The 11394-nt window shown below is 39.8% G+C and carries 10 protein-coding genes; 1 reads left to right on the plus strand and 9 read right to left on the minus strand.

Going from position 1 to position 11394, the window contains the following annotated elements:
* Positions 1 to 192: 192 nt before the first annotated feature.
* The 9 genes from AN486_RS16710 to AN486_RS16750 all read right to left on the minus strand — a co-directional run bounded on the left by AN486_RS16710 (position 193) and on the right by AN486_RS16750 (position 7566).
* Positions 193 to 798: a peptidoglycan-binding domain-containing protein gene (locus tag AN486_RS16710; protein ID WP_290601664.1), complete on the minus strand. Its 606-nt coding sequence runs from the start codon at positions 796 to 798 to the stop codon at positions 193 to 195.
* A gap of 168 nt (positions 799 to 966) precedes the next feature.
* Positions 967 to 1815: a M23 family metallopeptidase gene (locus tag AN486_RS16715; protein ID WP_053538074.1), complete on the minus strand. Its 849-nt coding sequence runs from the start codon at positions 1813 to 1815 to the stop codon at positions 967 to 969.
* A gap of 387 nt (positions 1816 to 2202) precedes the next feature.
* Complete coding sequence (locus tag AN486_RS16720) at positions 2203 to 2769, minus strand: hypothetical protein (RefSeq protein ID WP_053538075.1); 567 nt, start codon at positions 2767 to 2769, stop codon at positions 2203 to 2205.
* Between the two features lie 276 nt (positions 2770 to 3045).
* Complete coding sequence (locus AN486_RS16725) at positions 3046 to 3456, minus strand: DUF4164 domain-containing protein (RefSeq protein ID WP_081424138.1); 411 nt, start codon at positions 3454 to 3456, stop codon at positions 3046 to 3048.
* A 69-nt stretch (positions 3457 to 3525) separates the two neighbouring features.
* Positions 3526 to 4011 carry a hypothetical protein gene (locus AN486_RS16730; RefSeq protein WP_053538076.1) on the minus strand — a complete coding sequence of 162 codons (486 nt, stop codon included), beginning with the start codon at positions 4009 to 4011 and terminating at the stop codon, positions 3526 to 3528.
* 169 nt (positions 4012 to 4180) lie between these two features.
* Positions 4181 to 5179 carry a UDP-glucose 4-epimerase GalE gene (galE, locus tag AN486_RS16735; protein WP_193893452.1) on the minus strand — a complete coding sequence of 333 codons (999 nt, stop codon included), beginning with the start codon at positions 5177 to 5179 and terminating at the stop codon, positions 4181 to 4183.
* Between the two features lie 255 nt (positions 5180 to 5434).
* Positions 5435 to 6565 carry an acyltransferase family protein gene (locus tag AN486_RS16740; protein ID WP_290601670.1) on the minus strand — a complete coding sequence of 377 codons (1131 nt, stop codon included), beginning with the start codon at positions 6563 to 6565 and terminating at the stop codon, positions 5435 to 5437.
* Between the two features lie 24 nt (positions 6566 to 6589).
* Complete coding sequence (locus AN486_RS16745) at positions 6590 to 7336, minus strand: NB-ARC domain-containing protein (RefSeq protein WP_367142449.1); 747 nt, start codon at positions 7334 to 7336, stop codon at positions 6590 to 6592.
* Positions 7219 to 7566 carry a helix-turn-helix transcriptional regulator gene (locus AN486_RS16750; RefSeq protein WP_168651048.1) on the minus strand — a complete coding sequence of 116 codons (348 nt, stop codon included), beginning with the start codon at positions 7564 to 7566 and terminating at the stop codon, positions 7219 to 7221. The genes AN486_RS16745 and AN486_RS16750 overlap by 118 nt, the downstream gene beginning before the upstream one ends.
* A 541-nt stretch (positions 7567 to 8107) precedes the next feature.
* Between AN486_RS16750 and AN486_RS16755 the strand changes: the two genes are divergently transcribed.
* A partial coding sequence (locus tag AN486_RS16755) for a choice-of-anchor L domain-containing protein (RefSeq protein WP_290601674.1) occupies positions 8108 to 11394 on the plus strand: 3287 nt, incomplete at its 3' end.

The following is an 11394-nucleotide window of genomic DNA, read 5'->3' on the forward strand; positions in this document are numbered from 1 at the left end:
GGTTTATCGGTTGTCAAGAGATTGCTTCCTTTCACTCGCAATGACAACTCATGCAGCACAGGTTTATTAGAGACTTCCAATCAAAAAAATATCCCAAAATTTCTTGTGGTGCGGGACGAATTGCCCGCTAATCATCAAGGACGGGCAAGGATGCCCATCCCACAAAATTGGATCATTTGTTTGTGGAGTTCTCTAAATACCTAAAGCTCTCCGAGTTTGATAACCAACAACGCCATCTACACGCAGTCCGTTACGTCTTTGGAAGTGACGAATTGCGTTAATGGTGCGTGAGCCGTAAACACCATCAACTCTAATCCCTAAAGCTCTTTGAATTTCTCTAACTCGTTCACCTCTTGAGCCATATCCTACCGTCACCCTACCCCCAACACCGTATCCAGAACGATATCTGCGGTGAGAATAGCCAGGAGTATTACCAATCCATCTTTCAGCAGCATAGTATCCTCGGTAACGTCCCGAAGAAATTCTCGCAAATCCATTTCTGACACTGCCTGTTTCACCAATATATGAACCATTGCGGACACAAGCTACAGATGAATTTGCAGTGCTAGGTCCGGTACGAATATAAAGACAATTTCCATTCGTGCTGACATATTCTGCGGAAGCAAACTGCATTTGAGTCACTGTAGCTAGTAATATAGTCACACCAGCCAAAGTTAACCATGCCGAAGATTTAAAAATTTTCCGCCAATTAAATGACGATTTGGGAAAATTTAATGCAAAATTTTCATTTGGTTGTTCATATTCTATATACATATATGAATAAGCCAAATATTCCATAATCACCTGCTCCTTTATGTGAACTTTTACGATACTTTTGTCTAGTTTTAATCTTTATTGATTTTATACTTCTTTAGCACAATATGTTGGCTACTATATTCCGCCATCTGAACTGTCACATCAGGTATTTGTAATGAAATCATCAATTACATAAAGAGGTTAGTATTTTTATTTCCCTAAACCACGAGAAGTGAGAAAACTATCCGCACGAATTGGACTACCATTGCGCCAAATTTCTATTTTCCCGGGGCTGATTAAGTAGGAAAAAGTACCATTTTCTGCCTGATATTTGTTATTATCAACTTTCCAAGCCCGAATTTTTAAAACTTGACTGGGTTCCTGTTTCAATTTCCCTAAATAAAATAACTGACCATTTTCTTCGCAAACTTTTATACTAACTGTTGCCGTCTCCCCATTCATAATTGTAGTCCCATGACAATCAGCATGATTACTTATAGGTGAAACTGGTTGTGGAGTTCGGGTAACTGGTTGATTTACTGGTGTTTTTGCGATCGTGACGGACGGTAATAAACTGAGAGGATTACTAGCTAAACGACCATCTGCATAAAATTCAAAATGCAAATGAGGGGCGGTGCTATTGCCTGTTGAACCCATTTCGGCAATAATTTGACCTTGTTTGACCTGTTGACCTTTACTGACCAATAAGCGGCTATTATGTCCGTAAACCGTCACATTGCCATTAAGATGTTTAATTTCGATAAAATTACCTAATCCCCAATCATCCCAACCAGCTTTGACAACTGTACCAGCCGCAGCAGCCAAAATCGGAGTCCCTTTTGCACCCGCAATATCAATTCCCTCATGTTGATATTTACGGAAACCTTGAGAAAGCACACCCTGAGTAGGCCAAATTAAGTTAGTAGCAGGTGCAAATGTGGTGTTAGTTAGAGAAACTGTTTGAGGTGAAGCTGGAGCAATTTGATTCAAGACTAGACTGCAAGAAATTAAACTCATTAAAGCGTAATTGCAAAAGCGGTAGATATTAACTTTTTTCATCAGTTTCTAGCCTCATAGTTGCTATAGCAGCGAAAAGAAGTCAAAGCCGACTACTGTAAATGGAGAAATGCTATAGTTACTTGCTATTTCAGTCTCAAATGTGTCACATCAGGACAGTTAGCTGGTTAAATTTACAACTTGTGCAAACTTACTATTTCCAGAAATAGATCCCCGACTTCTTAAAGAAGTCGGGGATCTTGTTTTTTTGGCACAATTAAATATGAAACCTCTCTCCAAACCTCTCCCCTACCAGGGGAGAGGCTTTGACTCCTCTTTCCCCTTGTAAAAGGGGAAAACAATAAAAATCCAGTTCCCTCCCCTTTATAAGGGGAGGGTTAGGGAGGGGTAAAACATTTGATACAGTAATCATGACTTTTCAAACAACCTCTAAGTTCCTGCTATAGTATAAGAAGCAACGAAAGGAACTGAAATAGTTGTATAACTACCTGCAACTATTTCCACAGCATAAGCATTTTGAACAGGTTTCCAGTCTAGAGGATATCCAGCAGGATCTAAATCAAGACGGTAAATACCCGGAGAAACTTTAAATAAAACACCTTGTTTTGTAATAGTTGCCAAACTAGGATTAAATTTTTTATTATTTAGGATTAATAGTAGTTCCATATCTTGAGTATAAATCTCTTCATTATTATCTCTAATACCATTATTATTCTTATCTAAAAAAGGTTGAATAAATATACCACCCTCACTGCGTAAATGTTCAGATTGAGAGTCTCCAAATCTTAAATTAGGACTGAAATTAACTACTGAACCAATTTCAAGTCGATAAGAAGTTGTATCTGATGTCATAGAAATTCCGTCATAACGCAAACGCAGAGACAAACCGGGAATAAAAAAGCCAAGGTTAATGTGGGCTTTGATGTGGTCAGGTTGGAATATCAGAATTTGCTGGAAGCACCTCTGAGCTTGGGTAAGTTCTGGTTGGAGCAACAAGAGACAACCTAAGTTATGCAGTGCATCTATAAAATTGGGTTGTAGTTTGAGGGCATTTTGGAAACAGGCGATCGCTTTTGAAAACTATCCCATCTGTTGTAAAATATTCCCCAGTTGGTAAGGTTTGATAGGTGGTGAAAGCAATGCTAATATGCTCATGTTGTGGGTATTCTTATGAACCTTCTGGTGGGTGGGGGATAGGGAATGGGATTGTATGGACAAGCCACGTAAGTTGTTAAACATTAATAAGATCCTATATAGCATCAATTAAGGTTTTCAAATTTTACCAGTGGGGAAGAAACCGAATAGTTTGACTACTCCACTAATTAAGGCAATAATTACTGCTACTAGAACTCCACGATTAATAAATTCTTGGTTATCTAGTCTTTTATCAATACCAATAACTTTTTCTTCTAAGGTTTTAATTTCCCCTGATAGTTTTTCATCTAGGCTTTTAATTTCCCCTGATAGTTTTTCATCTAAGATTTTAATTTCCCCAGATAGTTCTGCCTGTCCAATTTCCAGTTTATTTAGTCTACTATCAATAGTTTCTAGTTTTTGATTGACTTCAGCAAATTGCCGATCCATTTTTTGGTTGACTTCGGTAAATTGCTTCTCTATCTTTTGATCCAGACGAGATAATATTTCTTCGAGGGTATAAGTGAGAATTGGTGGGTTGGTTGTCATATATTTTGGTGATAGTTGTTTTATAGACAATAACAGCAGCACCTGTCATTTTACTAACAATCAGGGTTTTCAGATTTTACCAGTGGGAAAGAAACCGAATAGTTTAACTACTCCACTAATTAAGGCTATAATCACTGCTACTAGAACTCCACGATTAATAAATTCTTGGTTATCTAGTCTTTTATCAATACCAATAACTTTTTCTTCTAAGGTTTTAATTTCCCCTGATAGTTTTTCCTCTAGGGTTTTAATTTCCCCTGATAGTTTTCCATCTAGGGTTTTAATTTCCCCTGATAATTCTGCCTGTCCAATTTCCAGTTTATTTAGTCTACTATCAATAGTTTCTAGTTTTTGATTGACTTCGGTAAACTTTTGATTGACTTCGGTAAACTTTTGATTGACTTCAGCAAATTGCCGATCCATTTTTTGATTGACTTCGGTAAATTGCTTCTCCATTTTTTGGTTGACTTCGGTAAATTGCTTCTCTATCTTTTGATCCAAACGAGATAATATTTCTTCCAGAGTATAAGTGAGAATTGGCGGGTTGGTTGTCATAAATATTATTTAGAGAGGCGGGAGTTCCTCGACAAGTTGAGAGAGTTCAAAGGCGTTGCTGAGTAAAAGTATGATTTTATTTCACGCAGAGACGCTCCAGGCGCAGAGAGTAAGAGTTTGAGAGATGGAATTTTCGACTTTCATACCTCAATTCACCAACGCCGGGTTTTTATTTATGCCTTTGTTGATGCCATTGCCAAGCGTGAGAGACGATATCTTTAATACCTGGATATTGAGGTTGCCAATTTAAGATTTTCTGAGCTTTTTCGCTTGTACCAATTAGGGCTGGAGGATCTCCAGGACGGCGATCGCATTCTTTGACTGATATTACCATACCTGTGACATCTTCCGCCGCAGCAATCACTTCTCTAACTGAAAAACCGTTACCATTACCTAAGTTAAAAACTTCGCTTTCACCACCATTTAATAAATATTCTAGTCCTAAAATATGGGCATCGGCTAAATCATTGACATGAATATAATCGCGGATGCAAGTACCATCAGGAGTAGGATAATCAGTCCCAAAAATGCTAATAGCTTCCCGTTGACCTAATGCTGTTTGTAACACTAAAGGGATTAAATGGGTTTCGGGATGGTGATCTTCTCCTAATAATCCTTCAGGGTTAGCACCGGCAGCATTAAAATAGCGGAAACGTACTGATTTAAAATTGTATGCCACATCAAAATCAGTTAATATCCTTTCTACCATTAATTTAGTTGCCCCATAGGGATTAATGGGATTTTGGGGATGATCTTCCGTAATCGGAATAAAATTCGGTACACCATAGGTAGCACAGGTGGAAGAAAAGACGAATTTATGAATTGAAGCTGCTAACATTGACTCTAATAATGTCAACGTTCCTAAAACATTATTCCGGTAATATTTAGCTGGGTCAGTGACAGATTCACCTACATAAGCATAGGCGGAAAAGTGCATAACTGCGGCAAAATGGCGACTCTGAAAAAGATTATCTAATAAAGTGCGATCGCTCGTATCCCCTTCTATCAATTCTACCTCTAAAACCTCTTCTACCAAATCCCGATGTCCATACACCAAATTATCCAGGATGACTACCTCATAACCAGCTTGCTTGAGTGCTAACACTGTATGAGAACCAATATATCCTGCTCCTCCCGTTACCAAAATGCTAGGTTTTCTCGCTGACATAGTTTATTTCTCCTTGATGGTTATTTTGTTAATCTAATTTAAGTAGGTTGGCGTTGAAAATTATCGTTATAGCAAGGCAAGAGGCAAGAGGCAAGAGGCAAGAGTAAAGAAGTTTTCAGCGATTTTACGTTTCTTTACATAGTTTGGTTTTATTGTGTTCACCTACTTAGCTTAATTTGAAATCAGATCCCCGACTTCTTAAAGAAGTCGGGGATCTGATCTTTGGTTAATATGCCTGTCCCAGCAAAGTTTTATTTACACTTTAATAAACCAGCGTTTCTGATACATTAAGACAGCCACACCATACCAAAATAACAAGGTAACAAATGCAAACAAAAATGAGCCGTTGAAATTTCCTGACCAAGATGCAAAGATATTGTGATAAATCCAATCATATACGCTAACGGCAGTTTCACCTGTACCCAGTTGAGTTTTGGCTATGATTTTAATTAGAAATACAGAAGCCACAAAAAGAGCGATCGCATTTAATCCCATGATCTCAAAAGGCTTACTCCAGCGTTTAATTAGCCTCACCTCTATCAACTCATAACAAGCTGCTAATAACATTAACGCCCAACCAGTGGTAAATAAAACATAGGAACTCGTCCAAATTTTCTTATTAATCGGAAATGACACATCCCAAATAATTGCAATTACCAAACAACACAAACCAAACAATACTAAATCCATGCTAGTTTGTGAAGTAGCCTGTTTTTTATCTTTAATCCATTGCCCCGTAAAATAACCAGCTAAAACGCTAACTATTGCCGGAATAGTGCTAAAGAGTCCTTCTGGGTCTCCCATAAAATTAAACCCATCACCTTTATACAAATGTGCTTTGGGAATAATTAATCTATCAATAAATGCACCAAAATTACCTTCTCGCGTCAGCACTCCCGCACCATAATCAGGAACAGGAACATACATCATTGTTAACCAATAGGCAAGGAGTAATCCTCCTGCTACTAACCATTGACTTTTGCGAGGTAATTTTAAAACTATTAAAGATGCAAAAAGATAAGTTAAAGCAATCCGTTGTAATATCCCCATTAAGCGGATACTACTTAAATCAAAAGTCCAAACACCTTGATTCCAAAAACCATTTAATACTAAACCCAATATAAATAGAATCGCAGTCCGGCGCAGGATGCGTAAGTAAACTGCTTTGGTAGGTTTGTTCTGGGCGGTATATTTTGCTAAAGAAAAGGTCATTGCTACACCGACAATGAATAAAAAGCAGGGAAATATTAAATCAGTAGGTGTACAACCGTGCCATTTGGCATGACTGAGGGGACGATAAACATCATCTGCAACTCCGGCCATATTAGCGAGAATCATCGCTGCAATGGTGATACCACGAAACACATCAAGTGAACTCAGGCGCATAGGCGGAATAATCTATTTGAGAGTCTAACGGGTACTTTTTTCTTCTAGAAACTTACCAATGTCACCATCAAATAAGTCAATGATGGTACTAACAACAATTTTAATTTTTAGGGGATTATTTCTATAGAGATAGCATAGTTCATATTTTTGTTCATCAGTTCCCAATAATTGTTTTGATTGGATTAGGGAAAAAGCTATTTCTGATGAACCCAATAATCCCAAAGAACGTACTGATAATGTCCACTTCTCCATAAAACTAACTTCAGCAGGTTTGGATTGACTTGTGAAAATGAGACAGCTTTGATGGTGTGTTTCCGCAATTATTTGGGTTAGTTGAGTATATTTTATATAATTAATATCTAAAGCCGGGTCAAGATTATCCAAGATAATCAGACAACGACGAGTACGCAAATAATGGATAACTCGATTAATGTCGGATTTGCTTTCTTTGTGATTAGAGACAAAAGATAGCAAGTCAGTGATCATACTCTCAAAAGATGGAACAGTAGGCACTGAACGCCAAAAAACGCAATCAAACTCACCCCCAATCTGTTTTGCTAGTTGAGTAGCTAAAGCTGTTTTACCAATTCCACTGATACCGAACAATCCTACCAACCGACAGCTATCTTGGATAATCCATGATTCTAACTGTATCAGTTCTTCCCTACGTCCGTAAAATGGTGAAATATCAATTGCTGTTCCCCAGTCTTGGAATTTATTGAAATTGTTTTTTTTTTGCGTATTTGTCCGGATTGCGGGGGGGGGGTAGATATTACTTCATCGCTGCTAGTGGTAATTTCTTGCCAATCTAGATTTAATTTGCGACATAGTTCTTCAACGGTTCTATAGTTAACAGGTTTACCAGTTAAGAAATTACTAACTGTAGCTAAGGATAATCCGGTATCATCAGCTAAGGCTCTTTGGTTAGCATATCCACTGCGTGTAACAGCCACCCTAACCTTGTCAATACAGTCATAACGAAGGCATAGTGATCTTGGCATTGATTTCTGTTAAGTGGTTATTCCCATGATGAAAGCGTACAGATGATGGTTCATTTTTACGCTTAAACCCGCCTATTTTAGGTAATTTATGACTTTAATTTTTAATTTCTTTTAGTCTAAATTCCCGTTACTGTATTTAATTTTAGGATATTTTGGCTGGTGTTGAGCGATCGCCTCTTTTATTTTTCCGAAGTTTTCTGTTGTGAAGGGGGGAAACCGGAATCTAATCCCCTCCCTTTTGCAATTATCGTGTACACACAAGTCAAATTACCCCCCTTAATCCTTACGAAGGGGGGAAACAAGAAAATCCAGTTCCCTCCCCTTTGCAAGGGGAGGGTTAGGGTGGGGTGAAAAAGATTGTAGAGACCGCCCGCTACTCATCCCCAGCATAAAATTACATTGAGGCTGGGGACTTTCGCGTATTGTTAAAAAACTTAATATATGTGCAATCAAAGTCAGTACAAAGTCAGTAATAGTCAGTACGGAACTTAGTCATTTATAGTATATACTCAAAAAAGCAACTATATACAGGGTCATATTTATGACAGCACCAAACACGGATAACTTGGTTTCGAGTCTTATTGGCTCAGGTGTTGAGGTTACGAATGCTGAATATACTGGAGATAGCCGCGCCGCAGGCATCTTTAATGATCCCTCTCTGGGAATTGGTATTGATTCAGGAATCATCCTCAGCACTGGTGACGTCGCCAATATTTATGGTCCCAATAATAGCGACTCCACTGGCACTGCATTCGCTACTGATGGGGATACTGATTTAAATGGGTTGGTTTCTCCTAGCGCAACTAGAGATGCGGCGGTTTTGGAATTTGACTTTACTCCGACGGAGAGTTTTATCAGTTTCCAGTATGTGTTTGCCTCTGAAGAGTATAACGAATATGTCAACTCTAGTTTCAACGATGTTTTTGGCTTCTTTATAACCGATTCTCAGGGTAATAAGCAAAATATTGCGGTTATCCCCGGTACAAACACCCCGATCGCCGTCAATAACGTTAATCTGGGAAGCAATTCTGGGTATTACCGCAACAACGACCCAAGTGACTATGGTTTTGGGAATACGCCCTTTAATATAGGATTCGATGGGTCAACTACGCCTTTAACAGCGGTTGCAAGTGTAACACCAGGTCAAACCTATCATTTTAAGTTAGCGATCGCTGATAATAGTGACAGTGTTTATGACTCTGCGGTATTCATTAAGAATGGCGGTTTTATTTCTACGCCTTTGGTGTCTGTTAATGATGCTGCCAATACATATCAAGAAACACCAATAACGATTAATGTCTTGGGTAACGATATTGTTCCTAGTGGTGAAACGCCGAGCATTTCTAATTTCCAACAAGTAAGTGATAACGGCGGGTCTGTCACACTTTCAGACAACGGAACGCCAGACAACCTAGCCGATGACCAGTTAGTTTATACGCCGCCAACAGGGTTCTCTGGGGTTGATCAATTTGAATATACCCTAGCTGATAGTCAAGGCAATACCAGCATAGCCCAGGTTTCCATTCAAGTCCAGCCTACTTACCAGCAATACAATTTCACCTATACCTATGGTAATGGAGATAGCTATTCTGGTTATGGCTATGCTGCACAGGGAACCTATACGGTTGGTCAAGTATTGGATGGTTACACCAATGAAACAGGCAACCCCGGCTATTACACCATTGATTCTGTTGACAATGCTGGCACTGGCAACAGCAACTACGTCTATGTCACCAGCTACACCGATGGGGATACTGGTTATGGTACAACAAATAGTATTAGCTCGGAGGGCTACTCTGGTTTAGGCTCTGAATATGGCTATGCCTACAATTCTGCTGGGGGCGGTGACTATTTCAGTAACTCCAATGAAGCCGACCTACTCCACCAACAATACACTTTCACCTATACCTATGGTAATGGAGATAGCTATTCTGGTTATGGCTATGCTGCACAGGGAACCTATACGGTTGGTCAAGTATTGGATGGTTACACCAATGAAACAGGCAACCCCGGCTATTACACCATTGATTCTGTTGACAATACCAGTCCTGTCAACAGCAACTACGGCTATGTCACCAGCTACACCGATGGGGATACTGGTTATGGTACAACAAATAGTATTAGCTCGTGGGGCATAGCTGGTTTAGGCTCTGAATCTGGCTATGCCTACAATTCTGCTGGGGGCGGTGACTATTTCAGTAACTCCAATGAAGCCGACCTAATCAACCAACAATATACCTTTACCTATACCTATGGTAATGGAGATAGCTATTCTGGTTACGGCTATGCTGCACAGGGAACCTATACGGTTGATCAAGTATTGGATGGTTACACCAATGAAACAGGCAACCCCGGCTATTACACCATTAATTCTGTTGACAAGACTGATATTGTCAACAACAACTACGTCTATGTGACTAGCTACACCGATGGGGATACTGGTTATGGTTCTGCTAACTATGCTTACGGTAATGGCTACTCTGGTTTAGGCTCTGAATCTGGCTATGCCTACAATTCTGCTGGGGGCGGTGACTATTTCAGTAACTCCAATGAAGCCGACCTAATCAACCAACAATACACCTTTACCTATACCTATGGTAATGGAGATAGCTATTCTGGTTATGGCTATGCTGCACAGGGAACCTATACGGTTGGTCAAGTATTGGATGGTTACACCAATGAAACAGGCAATCCAGGCTATTACACCATTAATTCTGTTGACAATGCTGGCACTGGCAACAACAACTACGTCTATGTCACCAGCTACACCGATGGGGATACTGGTTATGGTACAACAAATAGTATTAGCTCGTGGGGCTACTCTGGTTTAGGCTCTGAATATGGCTCTGCCTACAATGCCAACTATTCAGGAGACACTGGGTTCAACAGCTATTACGAAGCAGATTTGCCTGCCGTCCTGCAAGTGCGACTGAATCTGCTGGCAGATAACAATGGAATAGCTGGTGAAATAATCAGTAATGACCAAGTAGGACTAAATCGTTCCTTCTTTGTAGAAATACAGGTAGCAGACCTGCGTGGAAATGCGGCTGGGGTTAACGGTTTAGGACTTAACTTAGCTTGGGATGGGCTGATTCTGGAATCTATTGATACGCCCTTTGACCCCACCAACATTATCACCGCCAATTTCCCCCTATTACAGGATGGAACTGTAGACAATAGCAGTGGTTTGATTAACAACCTCAGTGGCGGTTCTCTCCCCGCTTTTGAACTGGGTCAAGCTATAGGAGTGAATCAGTTAGAACGCTTTGCTCTTCTGCGCTTCCAAACAGAAAATTCCACCGGGACTTACTATTTCACAACCACAGTAGATAGCGCTGCTTTAGCGGATGACAATCCCTACTACTCTCTGGATGTGGAAACATCCCAACCAATTCTCATAGGTTCAGTTTACAACCAATATAACTTTACCTATAACTACGGTAATGGGGATAGTTATACGGGTTATGTTTATGCTGTGGAGGGTACTTATACAGCAGGTCAAACCATTGGTGGCATTGCTAACGAAACAGGCTATACAGGACAGTATACCATTGACTCCATTGCTTCCACTACTTTAGATAGTTTCTATAACGGCCACGTCTATGTCACCAGCTACACCGATGGTGATACTGGTTTTGGTGCAGCAGGCTATCTTAATATCGGAGCGGGTTACTCTGGTTTAGGCTCTGAATACGGTTATGCCTATGATGCAAACGGCTATAGTTTCGACCCCTACTTCAGCAACTCCGCTGAAGCTGATATTCTGGCTAATCAGAAATATAACTTCACCTATAGCTATGGTAATGGGGATAGTTACAGTGGTTATGG

It is taken from the genome of Anabaena sp. AL93, assembly GCF_001672085.1.
Taxonomy (GTDB): domain Bacteria; phylum Cyanobacteriota; class Cyanobacteriia; order Cyanobacteriales; family Nostocaceae; genus Dolichospermum; species Dolichospermum heterosporum.

Excerpts from the sequence above, each read along its gene's own strand:
- AN486_RS16740 (WP_290601670.1), bottom strand. The coding sequence starts at position 6,565 with ATGCGCCTGAGTTCACTTGATGTGTTTCGTGGTATCACCATTGCAGCG.
- AN486_RS16725 (WP_081424138.1), bottom strand. The coding sequence starts at position 3,456 with ATGACAACCAACCCACCAATTCTCACTTATACCCTCGAAGAAATATTA.
- AN486_RS16710 (WP_290601664.1), bottom strand. The coding sequence starts at position 798 with ATGGAATATTTGGCTTATTCATATATGTATATAGAATATGAACAACCA.
- AN486_RS16715 (WP_053538074.1), bottom strand. The coding sequence starts at position 1,815 with ATGAAAAAAGTTAATATCTACCGCTTTTGCAATTACGCTTTAATGAGT.
- AN486_RS16730 (WP_053538076.1), bottom strand. The coding sequence starts at position 4,011 with ATGACAACCAACCCGCCAATTCTCACTTATACTCTGGAAGAAATATTA.
- galE (WP_193893452.1), bottom strand. The coding sequence starts at position 5,179 with ATGTCAGCGAGAAAACCTAGCATTTTGGTAACGGGAGGAGCAGGATAT.
- AN486_RS16750 (WP_168651048.1), bottom strand. The coding sequence starts at position 7,566 with ATGCCAAGATCACTATGCCTTCGTTATGACTGTATTGACAAGGTTAGG.